At 64.0% G+C, this 23,369-nt stretch carries 22 protein-coding genes; 12 read left to right on the top strand and 10 right to left on the bottom strand.

The window, feature by feature from the left end:
- Positions 1-867: a LysR family transcriptional regulator gene (locus DPM33_RS18270; RefSeq protein ID WP_112098838.1), complete on the top strand. Its 867-nt coding sequence runs from the start codon at positions 1-3 to the stop codon at positions 865-867.
- Between the two features lie 8 nt (positions 868-875).
- On the opposite strand, the gene DPM33_RS18265 is transcribed toward DPM33_RS18270, so the two are convergent.
- The 4 genes from DPM33_RS18265 to DPM33_RS18250 all read right to left on the bottom strand — a co-directional run bounded on the left by DPM33_RS18265 (position 876) and on the right by DPM33_RS18250 (position 4,663).
- Positions 876-1,526 (bottom strand): glutathione S-transferase family protein, encoded by a 651-nt coding sequence (locus DPM33_RS18265; protein ID WP_112098837.1) that lies wholly within the window; start codon positions 1,524-1,526, stop codon positions 876-878.
- Between the two features lie 94 nt (positions 1,527-1,620).
- Entirely contained in the window at positions 1,621-2,271 is a 651-nt protein-coding gene (locus DPM33_RS18260) for a dihydrofolate reductase family protein (protein ID WP_112098930.1), read from the bottom strand.
- Positions 2,272-2,425: 154 nt separating this feature from the next.
- Entirely contained in the window at positions 2,426-3,268 is an 843-nt protein-coding gene (locus DPM33_RS18255) for a protein-L-isoaspartate O-methyltransferase family protein (protein ID WP_112098836.1), read from the bottom strand.
- A 36-nt stretch (positions 3,269-3,304) separates the two neighbouring features.
- Positions 3,305-4,663, bottom strand: a complete 1,359-nt coding sequence (locus tag DPM33_RS18250; RefSeq protein ID WP_112098835.1) for an Nramp family divalent metal transporter — start codon at positions 4,661-4,663, stop codon at positions 3,305-3,307.
- A gap of 296 nt (positions 4,664-4,959) precedes the next feature.
- Here DPM33_RS18250 and mntR point away from each other — a divergent pair, with 296 nt between their 5' ends.
- From mntR to DPM33_RS18230, 4 genes are all read left to right on the top strand, one after another.
- The gene (gene mntR, locus DPM33_RS18245) at positions 4,960-5,412 is read left to right on the top strand and encodes a manganese-binding transcriptional regulator MntR (protein ID WP_112098834.1); all 453 of its coding nucleotides are present in this window, start codon (positions 4,960-4,962) and stop codon (positions 5,410-5,412) included.
- A gap of 100 nt (positions 5,413-5,512) precedes the next feature.
- On the top strand, positions 5,513-5,701 hold the full coding sequence (locus DPM33_RS18240) for a hypothetical protein (protein WP_112098833.1): 189 nt from the start codon (positions 5,513-5,515) through the stop codon (positions 5,699-5,701).
- A 176-nt stretch (positions 5,702-5,877) separates the two neighbouring features.
- Positions 5,878-6,801, top strand: coding sequence for a KPN_02809 family neutral zinc metallopeptidase (gene ypfJ / locus DPM33_RS18235; RefSeq protein ID WP_112098832.1), 924 nt, complete (start codon positions 5,878-5,880; stop codon positions 6,799-6,801).
- A 165-nt stretch (positions 6,802-6,966) separates the two neighbouring features.
- A complete protein-coding gene (locus DPM33_RS18230) occupies positions 6,967-8,235 on the top strand; it encodes a TCR/Tet family MFS transporter (protein WP_112098831.1) in 1,269 nt (422 codons plus the stop codon).
- Between the two features lie 14 nt (positions 8,236-8,249).
- Here DPM33_RS18230 and carA read toward each other — a convergent pair whose 3' ends face one another.
- Positions 8,250-9,455, bottom strand: a complete 1,206-nt coding sequence (gene carA / locus DPM33_RS18225; RefSeq protein WP_112098830.1) for a glutamine-hydrolyzing carbamoyl-phosphate synthase small subunit — start codon at positions 9,453-9,455, stop codon at positions 8,250-8,252.
- Between the two features lie 265 nt (positions 9,456-9,720).
- Between carA and DPM33_RS18220 the strand changes: the two genes are divergently transcribed.
- The gene (locus tag DPM33_RS18220; protein ID WP_112098829.1) at positions 9,721-10,170 is read left to right on the top strand and encodes a GatB/YqeY domain-containing protein; all 450 of its coding nucleotides are present in this window, start codon (positions 9,721-9,723) and stop codon (positions 10,168-10,170) included.
- A 13-nt stretch (positions 10,171-10,183) separates the two neighbouring features.
- On the opposite strand, the gene DPM33_RS18215 is transcribed toward DPM33_RS18220, so the two are convergent.
- Positions 10,184-11,182: a hypothetical protein gene (locus DPM33_RS18215; protein WP_112098828.1), complete on the bottom strand. Its 999-nt coding sequence runs from the start codon at positions 11,180-11,182 to the stop codon at positions 10,184-10,186.
- A gap of 338 nt (positions 11,183-11,520) precedes the next feature.
- On the opposite strand from DPM33_RS18215, the gene DPM33_RS18210 reads away from it, so the two are divergent.
- Positions 11,521-12,258 carry a DNA helicase gene (locus tag DPM33_RS18210; RefSeq protein WP_112098827.1) on the top strand — a complete coding sequence of 246 codons (738 nt, stop codon included), beginning with the start codon at positions 11,521-11,523 and terminating at the stop codon, positions 12,256-12,258.
- A gap of 19 nt (positions 12,259-12,277) precedes the next feature.
- A complete protein-coding gene (locus DPM33_RS18205) occupies positions 12,278-12,835 on the top strand; it encodes a GNAT family N-acetyltransferase (RefSeq protein WP_112098826.1) in 558 nt (185 codons plus the stop codon).
- Between the two features lie 18 nt (positions 12,836-12,853).
- Here the strand turns inward: DPM33_RS18205 and DPM33_RS18200 are convergent, their stop codons facing one another.
- A complete protein-coding gene (locus tag DPM33_RS18200) occupies positions 12,854-13,240 on the bottom strand; it encodes a DUF983 domain-containing protein (RefSeq protein WP_112098825.1) in 387 nt (128 codons plus the stop codon).
- Between the two features lie 114 nt (positions 13,241-13,354).
- Between DPM33_RS18200 and DPM33_RS18195 the strand changes: the two genes are divergently transcribed.
- Positions 13,355-14,731, top strand: a complete 1,377-nt coding sequence (locus DPM33_RS18195) for an aminotransferase-like domain-containing protein (RefSeq protein ID WP_167449127.1) — start codon at positions 13,355-13,357, stop codon at positions 14,729-14,731.
- Positions 14,732-14,761: 30 nt separating this feature from the next.
- Here the strand turns inward: DPM33_RS18195 and DPM33_RS18190 are convergent, their stop codons facing one another.
- The 3 genes from DPM33_RS18190 to DPM33_RS18180 all read right to left on the bottom strand — a co-directional run bounded on the left by DPM33_RS18190 (position 14,762) and on the right by DPM33_RS18180 (position 18,086).
- Positions 14,762-15,943 (bottom strand): MFS transporter, encoded by a 1,182-nt coding sequence (locus DPM33_RS18190; RefSeq protein WP_112098929.1) that lies wholly within the window; start codon positions 15,941-15,943, stop codon positions 14,762-14,764.
- 126 nt (positions 15,944-16,069) lie between these two features.
- Complete coding sequence (locus tag DPM33_RS18185) at positions 16,070-16,279, bottom strand: DUF2061 domain-containing protein (protein WP_112098823.1); 210 nt, start codon at positions 16,277-16,279, stop codon at positions 16,070-16,072.
- Positions 16,280-16,421: 142 nt separating this feature from the next.
- Positions 16,422-18,086: a Na/Pi cotransporter family protein gene (locus DPM33_RS18180; protein WP_112098822.1), complete on the bottom strand. Its 1,665-nt coding sequence runs from the start codon at positions 18,084-18,086 to the stop codon at positions 16,422-16,424.
- A 363-nt stretch (positions 18,087-18,449) separates the two neighbouring features.
- Between DPM33_RS18180 and DPM33_RS18175 the strand changes: the two genes are divergently transcribed.
- The 3 genes from DPM33_RS18175 to rpoD all read left to right on the top strand — a co-directional run bounded on the left by DPM33_RS18175 (position 18,450) and on the right by rpoD (position 23,349).
- A complete protein-coding gene (locus tag DPM33_RS18175; RefSeq protein ID WP_112098821.1) occupies positions 18,450-18,812 on the top strand; it encodes an RcnB family protein in 363 nt (120 codons plus the stop codon).
- A gap of 141 nt (positions 18,813-18,953) precedes the next feature.
- A complete protein-coding gene (gene dnaG / locus DPM33_RS18170) occupies positions 18,954-20,897 on the top strand; it encodes a DNA primase (protein ID WP_112098820.1) in 1,944 nt (647 codons plus the stop codon).
- Between the two features lie 424 nt (positions 20,898-21,321).
- Positions 21,322-23,349: an RNA polymerase sigma factor RpoD gene (rpoD, locus tag DPM33_RS18165; RefSeq protein ID WP_112098819.1), complete on the top strand. Its 2,028-nt coding sequence runs from the start codon at positions 21,322-21,324 to the stop codon at positions 23,347-23,349.
- Positions 23,350-23,369 lie beyond the last annotated feature (20 nt).

Raw genomic sequence — 23,369 nt, 5'->3', positions numbered from 1 at the left:
ATGATCCGCGACCTCGACACGACCCTCATCCGCACTTTCGTCACCACCGCCGACAAGGCCAGCATGACGGCGGCGGCCAATGCGCTTCACCTAACGCAAGGCGCGGTCAGCCAACAGGTCAAACGGCTTGAAGAGGTGCTCGGCCAGAGCCTGTTCGAACGCGACCGCCGCGGCCTGAAGCTGACGCGCTCCGGCGAGCGGCTGCTCGACAAGGCCAGGCGCCTGCTGCAGCTCAACGACGAGATCCTTGCCGACATCAAGGGCAGGGTGGTCGCCGGACAGGTGCGGATCGGCGTGCCTTACGATCTCGTCGGCACGCTGCTCGCGCCGGTGCTTAAAGCTTACGCCGAAGCCTATCCGCAGGTGGAGATATCGCTGGTCTGCGCGTCCTCGCCGGAACTTGCGGCGGCCTTGGTGGCGGGTACCATCGACCTTGCCATCATCGAGGAACGCGCCGGCCCCACCGCCGGCGAATGCCTGCTCGTCGACCGGCTGGTCTGGGTCGGCGCCAGAGGCGGCTCGGCGCGTCTGAAGCGGCCGCTGCCGGTCTCGATCGTCGCCGACACCTGCGCCTTCCGCCCGGCGGTGCTGGCCGCACTCGGCGAGCAAGGGCTCGACTGGCGGACCGTGTTCGAGAACGGCAATATCGACGCCACGACCGCGACGGTGCGGTCGGACCTCGCGGTGACCACCTGGCTTGCTTCGACGGTGCCGGCCGATCTCGAAATCCTGTCCGATGCCGGCCTGCCGGCGCTGCCGAATTTTTCCGTCAACCTGCATTTGCCGAAGCATGCCATCCAGCCTGCTGCGCAGGCTTTCGCCAGCCATATCCGCGAGGGTCTTTCGCGTTATCGACAGGCGGCGTGAACGGCCGATCAGCCATTCGATGCCGCCATAGCGACCGTCAATTGCGCATCGAAGGCGCGCTTGAAGGCCGGTCGTGCCTCGCCGCGGGCGACATAGGCGGCGACGTTCGGGAATTCGTTCAGCAGTCCCGATCTCTGCAGCCGGCGCAGCACTCCCACCATGACGAGGTCGCCAGCGCTGAATTCGCCATCGAGCCAGTCGCAATCGCCCAGGTGGCGGGAGAGTTCGGTCAGTCGCTTGCGGATCCGGTCATCGACCAAGGGCAGACGCTGGTCGTGCCACGTCGCCTCGCGTTCCAGGATCACCGTTGTCGCGCGCTCCAGGATCGGCGGTTCCACCGTGCTGTAGGCAGCGAACATCCAACTGATTGCGCGCGCCCGCGCATTCGCATCATCCGGCAACAGGCCCGCATGACGCTCAGCGATGTGAAGGACGATGGCGCCAGACTCGAACAGAGCGAGATTATCTTCCTCATAGGTCGGGATATTGCCGAAGGGGCTGATCGCAACATGCGCGGGTCGTTTCATCCCGCCGAACGAAACGAGACGAACGTCATAAGCTTGCCCCACCTCCTCGAGTGCCCAACGGACTTGCATGTCACGCGCGAGCCCTCTGCCGCCGTCGGGCGATCGTTCGAAGGCGGTAATGGTGGGGATCATCGGCGGGCTCCTGGTGGTCAGGCTTTGTTGCGAAAGCGAGGCTTGATGAGGCGGGCGCGCGGCAGGCTCGGCCCGCCGCGCACCCGATTTTGTGCTACTCCCAGTTCTTGCGCCGCTCGAGCTCGGCCGCGGAAGGCTCCTCCTGCGCGAACGACCCGACCTTGATTTCGCCCGAACGCTCATAGGTCGTCATGATGACGCCGGTGCTCGTCACCTGCGATTTGACGAGCTTGAAGGCGGCAGGCATCGCGTCATCGCCGAACAGCCGCTTGCCCTTGCCCAGCAGCAGCGGGAAGATCATCAGCCGGATCTCGTCGATCAGGCCGTTGGCGAGCAGGGTCTGGATCAGATCGCCCGAGCCTTGGATGAGCAGGTCCGGCCCGTCCTCCTGCTTGAGCCGGCGCAACGTCGCGACGATATCGGTCCCGAGCGATTGCGTGTTCTGCCAGCTCAGGCTGTCCGGCCGATGCGTCGCCACATATTTGGTCGCGGGATTGAAGACATCCGCGATCGAATCTTTCTGATATGGCCAGTAGGCGGCGAAGATGTCGTAGGTTCTGCGCCCGAGCAGCAGGTCGAATGGCTTGGAGAACATCTCATCCATTGCCTTGCCCGCCACCTCGTCAAAGTAATGGAAGGTCCAGCCGCCGAACTTGAAGCCGCCGACCGGATCCTCTTCCGGTCCGCCCGGCGCCTGCATGACGCCGTCGAGGCTGACGAAGGTGGCGGCGATGATCTTGCGCATCTTCATTCTCCGTTTTCATTATCCGCGCCGTCAGGGCCGGATTTCTCGTTAGAGTGGTTGACGAAATTCCTGACGGAAAACCGCTTCGCACTTTCCTGGAATTGCTCCTAGGACGAACGGCAAAGCACGTTTTCGACAGGGCCTCGAAAAGTTTCTATCGCCTGCTGTCGCCGCGAATGGCGCGCGATGAAAACCAGATATCGCCGAAGACGGCGGTCGCCGTGCGGTCCGGAGCCTTGGCCGCCGTCAGCCAGATCGAGCGGGTTCGCACGGCGCGTTCACGCGTCGGTGTTCTAGCCGCCACTCCGGCAACAGAGGCGCCGACACAGGGGATGAACCAGGAGCCCATGAAGGGCCGGCAGGCAAAACCATTTTCCAGGCGGGTGATGAGGACCGCGAGGCCGACGGTTTCGGATGGGCGCCATGGGAAGATCATGCGGCCGCCGGGCTTCAGCGCCTTCAGCCATGCGGCGGGCGGAGCGACGACGCCGGCATTGACGTAGATGACGTCTGAGGGGGGCAGCGCATTGGCGACGGCGTCGCCATGGACCACTTCCACGTTGTCGTATTGGCCAAGGTTCGCCTTGGCGCGCGCGGCGAGACCGGCTTCCAGCTCGAACGCGGTGACGCTGCCGCCCGGCTCGACCAGCTTCGCCAGCAGCGCCGTGTAGTAGCCGGTGCCGGCGCCGATATGGGTGACGGTCTCGCCCGGCTTCGGGGCGACCTTGCCGAGCCACATGGCATGCAGCATCGGCTCGCCATTGTTGATGCCCTTGTCGGCATCGAGGACCACGAGCACGTTCTGGTAGATGTAGCCAGGATCGGCGCTCGGCGTTTCGAACCGGCCCTTGCCGGCAAAAACAGTCCATGGTCCCGGGCCCAGGAAAGCCTCGCGCGGCACCGAGGCGAACACCTCCTCGATGCGCGGATCGGCCGACTGCGCATGCGCGGCCATCAGCCTGGCGTAAAATCTGCGGGCTTCGTCCGGCTCGGCCATAGCGCGAAGATAGCGCGATCGGCGCGAATGTCGCGGTCAGCCGGCGATGGTGTCGTAGAGCAGCTTGAAGTTGAGCACGAGGATGACGGCGGCCACCACCCACGCCAGAGCGGCAATGCCGCGCGGTATGGCGAAATTGCCCATCTTCTTCTTGTCCGAGACGAACTGCACCAGCGGGATGACCGCGAACGGCAGCTGCATCGACAGCACCACCTGGCTGAAGACCAGCAGCTGGGCCGTGCCCTTCTCGCCATAGAACGCGGTGACGATCACGACGGGGACGATGGCGATGCCGCGCGTCAGGAGGCGCCGCGCCCATTGCGGGACGCGCAGGCGCAGGAAGCCTTCCATCACGATCTGGCCGGCCAGCGTCGCGGTGACCGTCGAGTTGAGGCCGGAGGCGAGCAGCGCGACCGCGAACAGGATCGAGGCGATGCTCAGGCCCAGCAGCGGCGACAACAGTTCGAAGGCCTGGCCGATCTCGGCCACGTCCTGATGCCCGGTGCCGTGGAAGGCGACCGCCGCGACGATCAGGATCGAGGCGTTGACGAACAGCGCCAGGATCAGCGCGATGGTCGAATCCGCCGTCGCCCATTTGATCGCGTCGCGCTTGCCGGCATCGGTGCGCTCATAGGCGCGCGTCTGTACGATCGAGGAGTGCAGATAGAGATTATGCGGCATGACCGTCGCGCCGATGATGCCGATGGCGATGTAGAGCATCGTCGGATTGGTGACGATCTCGGGCGACGGCACGAACATCGAATGCAGGATGGTGCCCGCCGGCGGCGCGGCGACGAAGATCTGGATGGCAAAGCAGCCGAAGATGATGATCAGCAGCGCGATGACGAAGGCTTCGAGGTAGCGGAAGCCCTTGTTCATCAGGAGAAGCACCAGGAAGGCGTCGAGCGCGGTAAGCATGGCGCCGCCGATCAGCGGAATGCCGAACAGAAGCTGCAGCGCGATCGCCGTGCCGATCACCTCGGCGAGGTCGCAGGCGATGATCGCCAGCTCGCAGGCGATCCAGAGCATCAGATTGACCGGGCGCGGATAATAGGCGCGGCAGCCCTGGGCGAGGTCGCGGCCGGTGGCGATGCCAAGCCGCGCCGCCAGCGCCTGCAGCAGGATCGCCATCAGGTTCGACAGCATGATGACGAAAAGCAGCGTGTAGCCGAACTGGGCGCCGCCGGCGAGGTCGGTCGCCCAGTTGCCCGGGTCCATATAGCCGACCGAGACCATGTAGCCCGGCCCCATGAAGGCGAACAGGCGGCGGAACCAGACGCCGGTCTGCGGCACCGCGATCGAGGCGTTCACCTCGCGCAGGCTGGGCTGCTCGTCGTCCGGCCTGTCGAATCGCCACGCGGGTCGGGCTACGGTTGCTGCATCGGCATCGGACATGGGGGATTTCCGCTGGACTGTATCGGCGTCCCTTCTATATACGCCATGGCTCAACATTATGCAATAGGCTATATTTCATTGATCATGCTTTCGTGGATGCGTCGGACAAGGCTGGCGGCGGGGAGCCGCAAACGCCGGTTGCGCTAGCGTGGGAATGCAAATAAACGGCCGGACCAACAGGGGTTCGTGCTATGGATGCGATCCCGATTCAGTCGAAGAGATAGAGTGTGACGTCGTCCGAAAACCGCTTCACACTTTTCGGCATCACGCTCTAGGGCAGCCAAGAGGAGCGCGTATTGGCGCTGAGGAACAAACCGGTTCGACGCGAAGAGCCGCTTCCCGATGCCGAAATCCATTCGGAAGGATTTCGGCAGACGCGCGAAGCGCGCCGCAGCGCGCTGGTCGAGGACTATGTCGAGCTGATCGCAGATCTGATCGAGGACGGCAACGAAGCGCGGCAGGTGGATATTGCGGCAAGGCTCGGCGTCGCGCAGCCGACCGTGGCGAAGATGCTGACCAGGCTGTGCGCCGACGGGCTGGTCTCGCGAAAACCCTATCGTGGCGTGTTCCTGACCGAGGCCGGCCGCAAGGTCGCCGATGAAAGCCGCATCCGCCACCAGACGGTGGAGGCCTTCCTGCGCTCGCTGGGCGTCAGCGCCGAGACTGCACGCATCGACGCCGAAGGTATCGAGCACCATGTCAGCGCCGAAACGCTGGACGCCTTTCGCAGGGCGATGACGCATCGCTGAAGCGTATTGCCGGGATCCTCAAGCCTGGGACGGCGGAACCGCCGCATTCCAGAAACGTTGCCTCCAACATCGCGCGATGATCGCGCTTAGGGAGGAAGCAATGGGCGTCGAACAGGCACCGACCGCTAAAGGAAAGCAGGCCGCCAAGGGATTGCGACAGGCGACCGCGAAGGACGAGCGCAAGACCGAGGCCGAGACCGGCCATCCGCTCAAGAAGGGCGCGGCACGCTTCGAGGAGCGTTCGAAAAGTTCAGACGGCAAGAGCGCTGGCGCCAAGCAGAAAAGCTGACGGTTTTAACTTTGGGGATGCCGGGCGGAACTTTACTTTCCGATCTGGGTTGCCTGCGTGCCGCGGCGCTATGGAGCGCAAAAATTCTGTGACTCGGGCTGGCCGTTACGATAATTGTCTGGAGGGGGCGGTGGCATGCCGGTCCCTCCAGGACATTCGCATTGCGAGGAGTTGCCATGCTTTGGAGAGGCCGTCGTCAGAGCGACAACATCGAGGATGACCGCAGCGACAGCGGCGGTGGCGGCGGATTGGGCGGAGGTGGCCAGTTCCGCGTTCCGATCGGCGGCCGTACCGGCGGCGGCGGCAGCATCCTCCTGGTCATCCTGGTCGTGCTCGCGGGCTGGTATTTCGGCTTCGACCCGTCGCAGATCCTCGGTGGCGGCGACGGCGGCCTGCTGCCGGGCGGTGGCGGCCAGATCACCGACAACAGCGGTTCGCAGGACAATGGCAACGCGCCCGCCAATGACGAGATGAAGCAGTTCGTCGCGACCGTGCTTGCCGACACCGAGGACACCTGGACCGGCATTTTCAAATCTCAAGGGCTGACCTATGAGAATCCCAAGCTGGTGCTGTTCAGCGGCCAGGTTCGCTCGGCCTGCGGTTTCGCTTCGGCGGCGGCCGGGCCGTTCTACTGCCCGGGCGATCACAAGGTCTATCTCGACATGACCTTCTTCCAGCAGCTCGACCAGCAGTTCGGCGCTTCCGGTGAATTCGCGCGCGCCTATGTGGTGGCACATGAGGTCGGCCATCACGTGCAGAACCTCACCGGTATCATGGAGAAGTTCAACCAGATGCGGCAGGGCATGAGCGAGGCCGACGCCAACCAGCTCTCGGTGCGCATCGAGCTCCAGGCCGATTGCTTCGCCGGCGTGTGGGCGCATTACACCCAGCAAAAGGGTATTTTGGAGCAGGGCGATATCGAGAGCGCGCTCAATGCCGCCAAGCAGATCGGCGACGATACGCTGCAGAAGAAGATGCAGGGCTATGTCGTGCCGGAAAGCTTCAACCATGGCACCTCGCAACAGCGGCAGACCTGGCTGGCGCGCGGCTTCAAGAGCGGCAAGCTGTCCGACTGCAACACGATGAGCGGTGCCATCTGAAGCGGCGCATACGCCTGATTTCTAACAGTGATCCGCGATCGGTGGCGGCTGGCAAGTGATGTCAGCATGAGACGTTCGCCTTCGTTCGCGGATTGTTCCCGCCGGCAACCTCGCCTATAAGGTGCCTCCCGCCTTCGCCCCAGGCGGCCCGAGGAGCTTATCGTCATGATCGACCCGAAAACCGCCAAGCGGGGCCTTGCGCTCGTCTTCACCACGCTGCTGCTCGACATCATCGGCTTCGGCATCATCATGCCGGTGCTGCCGGCCTATCTGGAGGAACTGAGCGGCGTCAGCGTCAGCCAGGCGGCAATCGAGGGCGGCTGGCTGTTCTTCGTCTATGCGGCGATGCAGTTCGTCTTCGCGCCGATCATCGGCGGCTTGAGCGACCGCTTCGGGCGCCGGCCGGTCCTGCTTGCCTCGGTGCTGACCTTCTCGATCGACAATCTGATCTGCGCCATCGCCTGGTCTTACCCGATGCTGTTCATCGGCCGCGTGCTTGCCGGCATTTCGGGCGCCAGCTATTCGACGACATCGGCCTTCATCGCCGACATCTCGAACGATGAGAACCGGGCGAAGAATTTCGGCCTGCTCGGCATCGCCTTCGGCGTCGGCTTCGTCATCGGCCCGGTGCTGGGCGGGGTACTCGGCACGTTCGGGCCGCGCGTGCCGTTCTATTTCGCGGCTGGGCTCGCCTTCGTGAATTTCCTGATCGCGATGGTCTTCCTGCCGGAGACGCTGGACCGGAAGCATCGTCGCCGCTTCGAATGGAAGCGCGCCAATCCAGTCGGCACGCTCATGCAGATGCGCAACTATCCGGGCATCGGCTGGATCGGGCTGGTCTTCTTCCTCATGACGCTCGGCCACATGATGTATCCGGCGGTCTGGTCGTTCGTCTCCACCTACCGCTACGGCTGGAGCCAGCAGCAGATCGGCTTCTCACTCGGCGCCTTCGGCCTGTGCGGGGCGATCATCATGGCGACGGTGCTGCCGCGCATCATCCCGAAGCTCGGCGAGTGGAAGACGGCGGCGATCGGGTTGACCTTCACCGCGCTCAGCGCGTTCGGCTATGCGTTCTCGACGCAAGGCTGGATGATCTATGCGGTGATCGTCGCCGGTTGCCTGGAGGCGCTGGCGGATCCACCGCTCAGAAGCCTCGCCGCCGCCAAGGTGCCGCCTTCGGCGCAGGGCGAATTGCAGGGCGCGATGACCTCGATCTTCTCGATCACCTCGATCATCACGCCGCTGCTCTATACGGCGATCTTTTCCTGGTTCACGGGCCCGGCGGCGCCGGTGGTGTTCGGCGGCGCTCCCTACGTGCTCGGCGCGATTTTCCTGACGCTGGCGGTCATCGTCTTCGTGACGAAGGTGGCCAAGCCGACGCCGAAGGAAGTCGAGCGCATGCACACGCAGGAAGCGGTCACGGACGCTGCTTAGGCTGGCGGTTTGAGCTAGGCGCGTTCCGCCAGTGCTTCCTCGCCGCGCCGTTCGCGGATCAGGTTGACGAAGCGACGGAACAGGTAATGCGAATCCTGCGGGCCGGGCGAGGCCTCAGGATGATGCTGGACCGAGAAGACTGGGCGGCCGGTCAGCGCGATGCCGCAGTTGGAGCCGTCGAAGAGCGAGACATGGGTTTCCTCGACGCCTTCGGGCAGTGAGTCGGCGTCGACGGCGAAACCGTGGTTCATCGAGACGATCTCGACCTTGCCGGTGGTGTGATCCTTGACCGGATGATTGGCGCCGTGATGGCCCTGATGCATCTTCTCGGTCCTGCCGCCGAGCGCCAGCGCCAGCATCTGATGGCCGAGGCAGATGCCGAACACCGGTATGTCGGTCTTCAACAGGTTCTGGATCACCGGCACGGCGTATTCGCCGGTCGCTTCCGGATCACCGGGGCCGTTCGACAGGAAGATGCCGTCCGGCTCCATGGCCAGGATCTCCTCGGCGCCCGTCTTGGCCGGCACGACGGTGACCTTTGCGCCGAGGCCCGCCAGCAGGCGCAGGATGTTGCGCTTGACGCCATAGTCGATGGCCACGACATGCATCGACGGCGCGTCCTGCTCGCCATAGCCCTCGTTCCAGATCCAAGGCGTCTCGCGCCAGACCGAGGACTGGCCGGAGGTGACCTCCTTGGCGAGGTCGAGGCCGATCAGGCCCGACCAGGCCGCGGCCTGCCGCTTCAGGTCTTCGATGTCGAACACGCCGTCAGGCGCGTGCGCGATGACGGCGTTGGGCATGCCCTTCTCGCGAATCAGCACGGTCAGCGCGCGGGTGTCGATGCCGGAAAGCGCGACGATGCCGCGCCGCTTCAGCCACTGGTCGAGATGGCCGGCGGCACGGTAGTTCGACGGGTCGGTGACATTGGCCTTGAAGATGGCGCCAACGGCACCGGCGCGGGCAGCCGGATGCAGATCCTCGATGTCCTCGTCATTGGTGCCGATGTTGCCGATATGCGGGAAGGTGAAGGTGACGATCTGGCCGGCATAGGACGGGTCGGTGAGGATCTCCTCATAGCCGGTCAGCGCCGTGTTGAAGCATACTTCCGCAACGGCCGACCCGGTGGCGCCGAGACCGCGGCCTTCGATCACCGTGCCGTCGGCGAGCACCAGAAGGGCGGTCGGCTTTTCGGTGGCCCAGGGGGCGGTGGTCGTGGCCATGGCGGCACTCCTGTCTGTCGCGTCAAAAGTGGTCGGCGGGACCGTTTGCGCGGCAAGGCGCGCGAGCTGGATGTTTTCAGCTCCCGCGCGTCGGTTTCATCGTCTTATGCAGGACCGAGTACATAGGGGAAGGCGCGGGAGCGGTCAATGCGGCGGCACCAAGCCAGGGTAGATTTGCATTCGTCCAGCAAAATCAGCGGCTTGCCGGGATTTGCGTCACGCGGCCGGCGAAGCTATTGTCCGCCGCATTCGAAGGAGAAGCACGATGCGCGAGAAAATCGCCGAATCCACCAAGAGCGCGATGAAGGCGCAGGACAAGGACCGTCTGCCGACGTTGCGGCTGATCCAGGCGGCCATCCACGACCGCGACATCGCCAATCGCGGTGCCGGCAAGCCGGCGGCGGGTGATGACGAGATCCTGCAGATTCTGTCCAAAATGGCGAAACAGCGCGAGGAATCGGCCAAAGCCTTCGAGGACGGCAAGCGGCCGGAGCTGGCCGCCAAGGAACGCGCCGAGATGGAGGTCATTCTCGGGTTCCTGCCGAAACAGCTGGACGATGCGGCGATCACCGCCGCCGCGCGCGAGGCCGTCGCTGCCACCGGCGCCGCCAGCCAGAAAGACATGGGCAAGGTGATCGGCGCGCTGAAGCAGAAATATGCCGGGCAGATGGACTTCGCCAAGGCGAGCGCCATCATCAAGGGACTGCTGCAGTAGAAACTTCAGCCTGCTAATTCTTGCAGATCGGCACCGGCTGTGGCGGCGGTGCCGGGTGGTCTTTCTTGTACTGCGCAATGATCGGCTCCAACGTCTTCTTTGGCCAGAACTTTGGAGTGCCGATCTCCTTCAGGCAGGAGGCGTTCCAATAGGCTCCCGCGGCTGAGAGCGCCTGTCTGTCGGCCTTGGCGCGGGCGACCGCGGCGATGTCGCGCGATTCAGGGTAGATGTAGAGCGTCGTCGGGCTGTTCTTGACCATCGGGATGATCTGCTCGGCATCGGCCGGGGACCAGCTGGTGCAGCCATTGCTGCGGCCGCCGGCATAGTTCACCAGCTTGCCGAACGGGACAAAGCCGTCATGGTCGGCGTAGGAGCTTTGCGGGTTCTTGCGCATGCACAAACCCTTCAGAATAGCCGCAGGATGGCCGCCGATGACGCGTTGCCTGGCGTTGGCCGCTTCGCCTTCGCCGTCGAACTGGATGAAGGTGCGCATGAACACCGCGTTCTGCGCGCCGACGCGGTAGTAACCCTTGAAGGACGTCTTGGTCTCGGCGGTCATGTAGGCGCCGCCGGCCGTGAGCTCGGACTCCATCGCATTGCCGAAGTTTTTCGCGCAACGCCTGCCGTTGGAGAAATCGGCGACGCCTTTCAGGTTGCGGCCGCCGCCATGGCCCGAGGAAACCGCGCGGAAGAGCTGCTTGGCTTCGCAGATGACGTAATAACGCTGGCCAAGCACGCTGCTGCCGAGGTCGCCGGGACGCGTCGCATCCATGGCGAAATAGCAGGGATTGCTGACCGAGCCGTCGCTGACTTTCTTCTGATAGAGTGCGCGTGCCCGCTCCAGCACGATCTGCGAGATCTGGCCCTCGCCATCGCCGACATGGCGCTGCAGCCAGTCGGGAATGTTCGACGGCTGCAACGCCGCGAATGAACTGACCGATGCCGTAAGGGCGGCGAGGACCGTAACCAGACAGAAGATGGCCACGCCCAGCGGAACAGATCTCAACCGCACCGTTTTGCCCCTCCTGTCGAAGTGTCTCGTATCTGAGAATCACTGAGCCGATCATAGAAGGTCGCGCATCCATCGGCGAAACACTTCTAGTTTAGCGACGTCCTTTAGAGGCGGAATTGCCGTGAGGACAATTGAGAGCACCACCGCCATCGCCGCAATGCAATCTCACCGATTTTCGGTCGGCGCGGATTGAGCTATCATCTGATTCCGGCGTGCCCACGCCCCCACCCTCCACCGGGAAGCATCGTTCATGCAGGGCAGTCGATCATTCAGCCAACTGTTCGAGCGCCAGGCATAAGGAGGGGTTGCGAAGACTGCTCGCGGCAGGAGGTTTTTCGATGCGGCTTTCCGCACCCGTCTATCATCTGAAACGTCAGGCGAGGCTCTTGTCTCGCAGGGAAAATATTCCGCTCCATCAGGCGCTCGACCGTGTTGCCGCTGAAGAAGGCTTTGGCAGCTGGAGCCTGCTTGCGGCCAAGGCCACCGAGGCTGCGCCCGCCGACAGACTGCTCGCACGGCTGACACCCGGCGATATGGTTCTCGTCGCGGCGCGGCCAGGCCAAGGCAAGACGCTGATGAGCCTCGAACTCGCCGTGGCGGCCATGAGGCAAGGCAACCGCGCCGTCTTCTTTACCCTGGAATATGTGCACGCCGACATCCTGGACCGGTTCCGTGACATCGGGATCGAACCGGCCAACTTCGGCCACCTGTTCGATTTCGACAATTCCGATGCCATCAGCGCCGGTTACATCATCGAAAGGCAGCGGTCGGCGTCGCGCGGCACGCTCGCGGTCATCGACTATCTGCAACTGCTCGACCAGAAGCGCGAGAATCCCGAACTCACGGTCCAGATCCGCGCGCTGAGATCGTTTGCCCGGGAGCGCGGGCTGGTGCTGGTCTTCATCTCGCAGATCGACAGGTCGTACGATCCCGCGAGGAAACCGTTCCCGGATATCGGCGATATCCGGCTGCCGAACCCGCTCGACCTGTCGCTGTTCGACAAGGCCTGTTTCCTCAACAAGGGTGAATCCAGTTTCAGGCGACTTGAGGGCGATCCGTCCGGCCGCTATCCGTGATCTCGACAGGAAACGAGCCATGATCGCAATCGTCAAACCGGCGCTCGACCACTTGCCGTCCTACAAGGCGGCGCTGGAGCGCGGATGGTCGCCCGACAATGTGCGGCTACTGGAAGCGACGCGCGAGCAGCTCGAGGCGATCGAGAGGGATCCTGTCGAGTTTCTCGCCAGCCTCGACGATCCCGAGGCGAAGGGACCGCCCATCACTTTGCCCGACGGCACCAAGGTTGCGCGGTTGCCGGGCTTCCGGCGCTGGATCTGGGATGGCGAGGCCGCCGGGTCGATCGGCTTTCGCTGGCAGGAGGGCACGTCGGCGCTGCCTTCGCATGTGCTTGGCCATATCGGCTATGCGGTGGTGCCGTGGAGGCGAGGCCGCGGCTATGCCACCGAAGCGCTGCGGCTGATGCTGGACGAGGCGAGGGCGGTCGGGCTCGACCATGTCGAGATCACCGCGAAGCCTGACAATCCGGCTTCGCACAAGGTCATCACGGCCAATGGCGGCAGGCTCGTCGGCCGCTTCTTCGAGGACGCCGCCTATGGCGGCGCGGAGAGTCTGAAATTCCGGATCGATCTTTAGACCGGAATGGTTCGGCGTTTATTCGCCGGGCTTGGCCAGTCTTCCTTCCTCGGCCTTGTAGTAGAACTGGCTCGCCACGAGCCAGCCCTTGAGCGGCCGCAACGGCGGAATGCAGGTCAAGAGGACGATCGGCACCGACACGAAGGCGTGGAACCACATCGACGGCTCGAAGGTCACCTGCGCCCAGACGGCGAACAGCACCGAAGGCACGCAGGCAAAGCAGATGACGAAGAAAGCCGGACCGTCTGCGGGATCGGCGAAGGAATAGTCGAGCCCGCAGACATCGCATTTCGGCGCCAGCTTCAAGAAGCCCTGGAACAGGTGACCCTCGCCGCAACGCGGGCAACGGCCCCGGATCCCTACCTGCCAGGGCACGAGATGTGGATAATGCGCAAGGTCTTGCATGATCGTCGCTCCAGCGGACCTCGCGTTTGGTCAGATCGGCCTTGAGGTCTCTGATGCATACATATATCATTCTTATATGCATACAATGCGACAAAATGTATGGATAGTCGGAAAGTGACCGGCGAAAGTGACAATGGCTGGCTTCCGGTTTTGGCGGCAGGGCCGCGACCGGTCTATCTGAAGATCGTCGACGCCCTGGCGGATGCCCGTTCGGACGGCCGCTTGCAACCCGGCGACAGGTTGCCGCCGCAGCGCGAACTCGCCCGGTCGCTGGGGGTCGATCTCACAACCGTCACGCGGGCGTTTTCCGAAGCCAGGCGCAGGAACCTCATCGACGCGACGGCTGGCCGCGGCACGTTCATCACGCCGGGCGACCCGGAAGAGCCTGTCCTCGATCTTGGCATGAACATTCCGCCGGCACCGGCCGGCCTCAACCTGCCGGCCTTGATCCGGACAGGTATCGAAGGGCTGCTCAAGCGCTCCAGCGCGGAAGCGCTGCTTTCCTACCATCCCGGTCCGGGTTCGCCCGTGGAGCGCGCCGTCGGCTCGTCATGGCTTGCCGCGAAGGGGGACCGGCTGCCGGTCGACAGGGTCGTGGTCGGGTCCGGCGCGCAGGCACTGCTGACGGCCGTGCTCCTGTCCGAGACCCGCGAGGGCGATACGATCCTTGCCGATGCGCTGACCTATCCCGGGCTGATCGGGCTGGCCGGGGCGACGCGACGCAAGCTCGCCGCTGTCGGAAGCGACAGCGACGGCATGCGGCCGGACGCTCTCGAAGCGGCGGCGCGGCGGCATCGCGCCCGCGTTGTCTACCTCAATCCGACGCTGCAAAATCCAACCGCGCTTGTCATGTCAGAAGGCAGGCGGCGCGAACTCGTCCGCATGGCCGACAAGCTCGAACTGATCATCGTCGAGGACGATCCCTACAGTCGGTTGTTGGCGGCGGCGCCGCCGGCGTTTCTCAACCTGGCACCGGAGCGAACTTTCCATGTCGCGACATTGGCGAAATGTATCTCGCCTTTCCTGCGCACGGCGTTCCTGGCGGCTCCCGACGCGCAAGCCATGGAGCGCATCGCGGCAGCGATACGCGGCACGACGATGATGGCGCCGCCGCTGATGACAGGCCTTGCCTGCGAGTGGCTGCGAAGCGGCCTTGCCGGGGAGATCACCGCCGGCGTGCGCGCCGAAGCGCAGGCCAGGCAAGAGATTGCCCGCGACATCCTGCCCAAGGGTTTTGCGGCAACGAGCGCCAGCCTGCATCTCTGGCATCCGCTCGAGAGCCAGTTGCGCTCGGCCGAACTCGCCGACATCGCCCGCCGTCGCGGGCTGGCCATCAGCCCCGCGGAAGAATTCGCGGTCGGGGAGGATTTCGCCAACGGTTTTCGCCTGGCGCTGGGTGCTATGCCTAACCGGGAACGGTTGAAGGAAGGCCTTCAAAGCCTGGCTTCCATCCTTTCGGGAGCGTCCGGCTCCGCACGGCCGAGGGTTTGAGCCAACAAGTCACGGCTTGGCGTAGGCCTGCTATTCCGCTGCCGCGGGCAGCAGCGGCATTGCGCGGCTGCGCCATTCCCAGGCCTGCGAGGCAACAGCCACCACCACCGCCACCAGCATGGCTGAAGCGCCGGCCAGCGGCAGGCTGCGATAGCCGTAGCCGGCATTGAGCATCGCCGCGCCCAGCGAGGCGGCGAGGGCGATGCCGACATTGAAGCCGGACGGGATCAGCGAGGAAGCGAGGTTCGAGGCGTCGGCTGTCCAGGCGAGGATGCGCGTCTGGATCGGCGCGCCGATGGCGAAGTTGAGGCCGCCCCAGATGACGATCGCGACAATCATCGGCACGGGGTAGGGGCTGACGATATGGATGACGCCCAGCATCACCGCCTGCAAGGCGAGCATGGTGATCAGCGCCGGCATCAGCTTCCAGTCGGCGAGCTTGCCGCCGACAAGGACGCCGATCGTGGCGCCGACGCCGTTGAGCAGCAGCACCCAGGGGATCAAACCTTCGTCGAGGCCGGTGACCTCGAGCAGCATCGGCGTGATATAGGTGAACAGCGCGAACTGGCCGATCATCAGCATCAGCATCAGGATGAGCGACGTCCAGACCTGCTGGCGGCCGAGCACGCGCACCTCGCGCGCCAGCCCGGCGGGCCGGTTGGCGGCGCCCACCGTGCGCGGCAGCAGCGCCAGCATGGCTATGATGGCGACGATGCCCAGCGCGCCCATCACCCAGAAGGTCGCGCGCCAACCCCACAGGCTGCCGATCGCGGTGCCGGCCGGCACGCCGATGACATTGGAAACCGTGAGGCCGGAGAGAATGACCGCGACGGCCCTGCCGCGCTGGTCCTCGCGCACCAGGCTGACCGCAACCACCATGGCGACACCGAAATAGCAGCCATGCGCAACCGCGGTCGCGATGCGCAGCAGAAGCATCGCGGTGAAGTCGGGCGCCAGCGCGCAAGCCGCCTGGCCAAGGGTGAAGGCCATCGTCAGCCCGATGAGCAGCGTTTTGCGCGAAACCTTGGCCGTGGCTAAAGCCAGCAGCGGGCCGCCGATGGCAATGCCGCAGGCATAGCCGGAGACGAGATAGCCGGCGGTCGGCACGGAAACGCCGAGGCCCTGCGCCACCTCGGGCAGCACGCCGGCGATGACGAATTCGGTGGTGCCGAAGGCGAAGGCGGCAAGAAAAAGGGCAATCAGTGGCAGCATGGTGCAAAACATAGGCGGGGAATGCACGCCTCAAACCACGCCTGGGCGGGCGCGGCAATGCAGAAATTGGCGATGGCGCTTTAGCTTTTCTTGACTGGACCGATCAAAGCCGGGCTGTCGCTGGCGTTACGCAGGCGTTTTGCGCCCGTAAGGGATCTTCAGCCAGGCCCGCTCGTGAAAATAGTAAAGCAGCGACTTGGTGACGACTTCGGTGAGACCGATGGTGGCCGCGAGCTTGATACTGCCGGTGACCACCAGCGAGATGATCATGGTGTCGATCGTGCCGGTGGCGCGCCATGAGAGTGCCTTGGCGAAGCTGCGCGAATGCGTATCCATCGACCGATCGTCCTCCCATCAGGTCCTCAGGCGATCCTTAGCCGACGGAAGCGAGGATGAGCAAAGACTAATTTTTCCGCTTTGGTGCTGGCGGCGGAACCTTGTTCCCAAGTTGATGTCGAAGCAGCAATTCTGCAGCTTGCTATCCAGCTTTCAACCGCGAACCGCCAAGCAGGCCGCGTTCCTCGAGCACGGGATAGGCCATGGAAGCCAGCAGCGAGTTGATCTGCTTGAGGTCGCGGATGGTGTCGAGGTGAATGGAACTGGTCTCGACGCTCTTGGCCGTGCCGTCGCGCAGGCGCAGGAAATGGCTGGCGCTGGTTTCCTTCTCGCGCTCGCGCAAGAGATCCTTTTCCAGCACAAGCTGACGCGCGGTTTCGGGGTCGCGCGAAACCAGCACGTTGAATGCAAGCCGGGCGTTGGCGAGCACGGAGGCATGGAAGGCGCAGAGTTCGCGCCAGCCTTCCGGCGTGAACTCCAGGCCACGCTCCAGCTTCTTCTTCACATGCACCAGCATGTTGCGCACGATGATGTCGCCGACCTGCTCTAGCTTGACGCAGGCGCCGATCAGTTCCTGGCATCGCAAAGCCTCGTCTTCGCTGAGCGGGTTCTTGGTGACCTTGGCCAGATAGAGCTTTATCGCCGCATGTTTCTTGTCGACGCGGTCGTCGAGCGCGGCGAGCGCCTTGATCTTGTCGCCGTCGGCGCTCTCGTAAAGTTCGATGATGCGCTTCAGCATGATCTCGACCGTCTCGCAGACCCGCACCACCTCCCGGGTAGCGTTGGCCAGCGCCTGGCTTGGCGTGTCGAGCGCACTCTCGTTGAGCGCCGACAGTTCGACGACCTCGAGCGTCGCCGCCGGGTCTGGCTTGGTGCCGACCGCCACGATCTTCTCGGAAACGCGGTAGACGAGGCCGGCAAGCGGCAGGCCGGCGAGCAGGATGATCACATTGAACAGGATGTGCGCATTGACGATCTGATCGGGCACGGCGGCGCCAAGAAAGCCGATCGGCGGCTTCACCGTCATGAACAGGATCAGCATCAGCAGCGAGCCCATGCCGCGCATCAGGAGGTTGCCGATCGGCACGACGCGGATGCCTGGATCGGCATTGCGGGTGAGCAAGGGAGCGATGACCGAGGAACCGAGATTGACACCCAGCACCAGCACGATGCCGAGTTCCGGGGGGATGAAGCCGCGCCCCGCCAGCGTCACCAGAAGCAGCACGGCGGCGATCGAGGAATGGAAGAGCCAGGTGACCAGCGCGGCGAGCAGATAGGCGGTGACGAAATCGCCGGAGAAATAGCTGATGATCATCGGCATCAGCGAGCTCTGGCGCAGCGGTTCCGACGCCTGTCCGATCATTTCCAGCGACAGGATCAAGAGGCCGATACCGATCAGGATACGGCCAAACTGCCGCCAGTCGCGGCGCTCGGTGGCCATGAACATGACCGTTCCCGCGATCAGGCAGAGCGGCACCAGCAGCGTCAGATCGAAGGTAAGCAACTTCACCACCAGCGCCGAACCGATCTCGGCGCCGCGCACGGCAAGCTGTCCGGCGGCGCCCGAAACGATGCCGGCGCCGGCGAAGGAGCCGACCAGCAGCGTCACCGCGGTCGAACTCTGCAGCGCGATCGACAGCCCGCAGCCGGCGAGCACCGCCATGATCGGGTTGCGCATGGTGGCGCGCAGCCTGTGGCGCAGCACGTCGCCATAGGCGCGCTCGACACCGGTCTTCACCATGCGGGTGGCGAACAGCATCAGCGCCACCGCGCCGGCAAGGTGCAGGAGGACGACGGAACCGCTCAAAGCCTACCTCGCGGGGCGGCTCCGGCGACACGGAGAGAGGTACGAATCTCAGCCATCTTAGGGCTCGGAAATACACCAATTAACATTAGCCGAATAATAGATTCTTCTGATGCGGTGGTCGTCTCGGTTCGACGGATCATGTCGGAAATGAATGCAGAGCGCATTGGTTGCACGCGCCTCGCGGCGGCGTTTCGCCTGATAATGCCCAAACGCCAGGTCGCATGAGCGAAAGCAGTCCGAAGTCTTGTTGAAATGGCCCATGCAAACATCGGAAATCATTACAGAATTGTAATTCTCATGTTCAGTTTCAGTTCATCCGCCGGCGGTTATCCCTCTGTCTATCGACAACCAGGAGTACCGACCATGAAGCGTCTCATATTGTCCGCCGTCACCACCTCGATGCTCGCCGCCTCGGCCTTCTCCGGCCAGGCCGCGCCGCTTGCCGAGCCGAGCGCGCCGCAGTCGAACTACGCACAGGTCGACTGGCAGAAGCCCGACCGGCGTGTCGACAAGCGCATCATCGTCAAGAAGAAGGTGGTGAAGCGCGACCATTGGCGCAACGGCCAGCGCTATTCCAACTGGAAGCGTCACCAGCCGGTGCGCGACTGGAACCGCTACGGCCTGCGTCGCCCCGGCCCCGGCCAGGAGTGGATCCGCGTCGGCAATGACTATGTGCTGGTCAGCATCCTTTCCGGAATCATCTTCGGCGCGATCGCCGCGCAATAAAACTGCGCCAATCCGGAATCCAAAAAGAAGGCGGCCGCCCTGGCCGCCTTCTTTTCGTCTGTGAAAAGCGGGTACGATGGGCGAGACAGAGTCGCCGTGCCCGGCGGGCTTGATTATATGGAGGGCAAACGAGCTTTCCCGATGCGCTTTCCGCCCGCCTTCCTCGACGAGATACGCGACCGCGTGCCGATTTCATCGGTGATAGGTCAGCGCGTCGCGTGGGACAGGAGGAAGACCAACGCCTCGCGCGGCGACTATTGGGCCTGCTGCCCGTTCCACGGCGAGAAAAGCCCATCCTTCCATTGTGAGGACAAGAAGGGTCGCTACCACTGCTTCGGCTGCTCGGTGTCGGGCGACCACTTCAAGTTCCTCACCGAACTCGACGGCATGAGCTTTCCCGAAGCGGTCGAGAAGATCGCCGAGATGGCCGGCGTGCCGATGCCGGTGCGCGATGAACAGGAAGAGCGGCGCGAGAAGGAACGCGCCAGCCTGACCGACGTCATGGAGATGGCGACCACCTTTTTCCAGGAGCGCCTGCAGGGCCCGGAAGGGGCAAAAGCCCGCGCCTATCTCAGGGAGCGCGGGCTGACGTCGGCGACGCAGCAATCGTTCCGGCTTGGCTTCGCGCCCGACAGCCGCAATGCCCTGAAAGAGCATCTGGCGGCAAAGGGCGTGCCGAAGGCCGATATCGAGGCCTGCGGGCTGGTGCGACATGGCGACGACATTCCGGTTTCCTACGACTGGTTCCGCGACCGCATCATGTTCCCGATCCCGGATTCGCGCGGCAAGATCATCGCCTTCGGCGGACGCGCGCTGGCGCCCGATGCGCTGGCCAAATACATGAACTCGCCCGACACCGAGCTCTTCCACAAGGGCAACGTGCTCTACAATTTCGCCCGCGCCCGCAAGGCCTTGGCCAAAGGCGGCGCCGTCATTGCCGTCGAAGGCTACATGGACGTGATCGCGCTGGCGCAGGCCGGCTTCGAGAACGCCGTGGCGCCGCTTGGCACCGCGCTGACCGAAAACCAGCTCGAGCTGTTGTGGCGAATGTCCGGCGAACCGGTGTTGTGCTTCGACGGCGACCAGGCCGGGCTGAAGGCGGCGTGGCGCGCCGCCGATCTTGCGCTGCCGGCGGTTCAGCCCGGGCGCTCGGCGCGCTTCGCGCTGCTTCCCGAAGGCAAGGATCCCGACGATCTGGTCAAGGCCGAAGGGGCGGACGCGTTCCGCGGCGTGCTGGCGGAGGCACGGCCGCTTGCCGACCTTCTGTGGATGCGCGAGACGGCGGGTGGTGTCTTCGACACGCCGGAGCGGCGAGCCGAGTTGGGGAAGCGGCTGCGCGAACTGACCAGCCGTATCCGCGACGAGAGCACGCGCTACCACTATCAGCAGGAGATGCGCGAGCGGGAACAGAGCTTCTTCGGCTCGCAGCGCAATACGCGGCGCGGGCGTCAGGATGGCGGCCGGCCAGGTGAGCGCGGCCAGGGCAAGCCAGCACCGGGCGGACAGTTCGCCAAGGGTGGAGGCGGCCGCATGGCGATCACCGAAAGCCTCGGCCAGTCGGCGCTGGTCAAGCGCGGCAGCGAGGGCATGTCGGTGCGCGAGGCGACGATCATCGTGGCGCTGGTCAACCATCCGGCGCTGATCGACGAGAATTTCGCGCATGTCGAATTCCTCGACCTTGCCAATTCGGATTTGAGGAAGCTCCACGCCGCCATCCTCGATGCGATGGCGCATGATGCGGCCGACGAGCGCGGCGCGGTCATCGCCACAATCGAGCGCGCCGGATGCGGCGGTATCTGGGAGAGGGCGGTGGCGCTGATCAAGCGGGCGCGCCAGTGGCCGGCGCTCGAAACCGCCGGGCTCGACGACGCCCGCGACGCCTTCAACCAGGCGCTGCACTTGCAGCGCAGCGCCCGCACATTACATAGAGAGCTGAAACAGGCGCAGGCGGCGCTCGACGCAGATCCTTCGGACGAAAACTTCCGGCATCTCGTCGAGATTCAAGCGCAATTCAACGATGTGCAGGCGACGGAAGCGCTGATCGAAGGGTTCGGCGTTTCGTCGGGCAGGGTTGGACGCGTTTAGGCCGGACTGCTCCTGGAATGAAGTGGAAATGGGCGGCGCGTCGAATCGACGCCTCTAAGTCGGGTAATTGATTCGCTTTTTTCATGCGAATCATGCCAGAGGCGCTTGACCTTCTGGCAGATTGGCGGAATCAGGACGATTCGAAACGTTAACCGTGCCCCGGCGTCGGCGGGAAATTTGAGCGATGTGAGGTATCGGTGACGTCTGGACAGGCAAAGTGCCTGCTCCAGATATCAGGGTTAATCTGGACTTAATGCATGTCGCCCAAAAGTGAAAACCGGTTTGGGACCAGCGACAGGCACAAAACAAAAGCGATGACACGGTTGCCGGACCGGTAAAGAGCGTTCCGGTGCGGGCGCATCCCGCATAACCGATCCGACAGTTTACGCGGCCTCGATATTCGGCCGCTTGGAGACGACAAAGAATGGCGACAAAGGAAAAGGAAGAGGTCGAGACGGAACGTGAAGGCGCCACCGATGGGCCTTTGCTCGACCTTTCCGACGATGCTGTCAAGAAGATGATCAAGGCCGCGAAGAAACGCGGCTATGTCACGCTCGACGAGCTCAACGCGGTGCTTCCCTCGGAAGAGACGGATCCCGACCGCATCGAAGACATCAATGCGATGCTCAACGACATGGGCATCAATGTCGTCGAGGACGACGAGCAGGGTGAAGAGGCCGAGGCCGAAGCGCCCGCCGACACCGAGGAAGACGCCAACGAGCTCGCCGAGCAGACCGGCACCGCCGTCGCCGCCACGACCACCAAGAAAGAGCCGACCGATCGCACCGACGATCCGGTGCGCATGTACCTGCGCGAGATGGGCTCGGTCGAGCTTCTGTCGCGCGAGGGCGAAATCGCCATTGCCAAGCGCATCGAGGCCGGCCGCGAGACGATGATTGCGGGTCTTTGCGAAAGCCCGCTGACTTTCCAGGCCATCATCATCTGGCGGGACGAACTCAACGAATCGAAGATCCTGCTGCGCGAGATCATCGACCTCGAGGCGACCTATGCCGGCCCCGAGGCCAAGCAGGCGCCCGTCGTCGAACGCGTCGAGGAAGCGCCCAAGCCCGAAGAGAAGCCGCGCGGCCGCGCGGCGGCGCGCGTGGAAGAAGACGACATCACCAATGTCGGCGGCGACACGCGCGGGCTGGAGGAAGAGGAAGACGACGAGGACGAGGCCAGCCTGTCGCTGGCCGCGATGGAAGCGGAACTGCGCCCGCAGGTGATGGAGACGCTCGACGTCATTGCCGACACCTATAAGAAGCTCAGGAAACTGCAGGACCAGCAGGTCGAGAACCGTCTGGCCGCGGCCGGAACGCTCTCGCCCAGCCAGGACCGCCGGCTGAAGGAGCTGAAGGACCAGCTGATCAAGGCGGTGAAGTCGCTGTCGCTCAATGCCGCGCGCATCGAGGCGCTGGTAGAGCAGCTTTACGACATCAACAAGCGCCTGGTGCAGAACGAGGGCAAGCTGCTCAGGCTCGCCGAAAGCTATGGCGTGCGCCGCGAGGAATTCCTCAAGGAGTATCAGGGCTCGGAGCTCGATCCGAACTGGACGCGCTCGATCGCCAACCTGACCTCGCGCGGCTGGAAGGAATTCACCAAGAACGAGAAGGACGCGATCAAGGAGCTGCGCGCCGAGATCCAGAACCTCGCCACCGAAACGGCGATCTCGATCCTGGAATTCCGCAAGATCGTGAACCAGGTGCAGAAAGGCGAGCGCGAGGCCGCGATCGCCAAGAAGGAAATGGTCGAGGCGAATCTGCGTCTCGTCATCTCCATCGCCAAGAAATACACCAACCGCGGGCTGCAGTTCCTCGATCTCATCCAGGAAGGCAATATCGGCCTCATGAAGGCGGTCGATAAGTTCGAATACCGCCGCGGCTACAAGTTCTCGACCTACGCCACCTGGTGGATTCGGCAGGCCATTACCCGCTCGATCGCCGACCAGGCGCGCACCATCCGCATCCCGGTGCACATGATCGAGACGATCAACAAGATCGTGCGCACCTCGCGCCAGATGCTGCACGAGATCGGCCGCGAACCGACGCCGGAGGAACTGGCCGAGAAGCTCGCCATGCCGCTGGAAAAGGTGCGCAAGGTCTTGAAGATCGCCAAGGAGCCGATCTCGCTCGAAACGCCTGTCGGCGACGAGGAGGATTCGCATCTCGGCGATTTCATCGAGGACAAGATGGCGATCCTGCCGATCGACGCGGCGATCCAGGCCAATCTGCGCGAGACGACGACGCGCGTGCTGGCCTCGCTGACGCCGCGCGAGGAACGCGTGCTCAGAATGCGCTTCGGCATCGGCATGAACACCGACCACACGCTGGAAGAGGTCGGCCAGCAGTTCTCGGTGACCCGCGAGCGCATCCGCCAGATCGAGGCCAAGGCGCTGCGCAAGCTCAAGCATCCGAGCCGGTCGCGCAAGCTGAGAAGCTTCCTCGACAGCTGAGTTGAGCACTCATGGGAGAG

Origin of the sequence: Mesorhizobium hawassense (assembly GCF_003289945.1) — a bacterium.
In the GTDB taxonomy this organism is placed as follows: Bacteria; Pseudomonadota; Alphaproteobacteria; order Rhizobiales; family Rhizobiaceae; genus Mesorhizobium; species Mesorhizobium hawassense.
The sequence above is the reverse complement of the archived record's forward strand: the minus strand, read 5'-3'. Positions and strand labels throughout refer to the sequence as shown.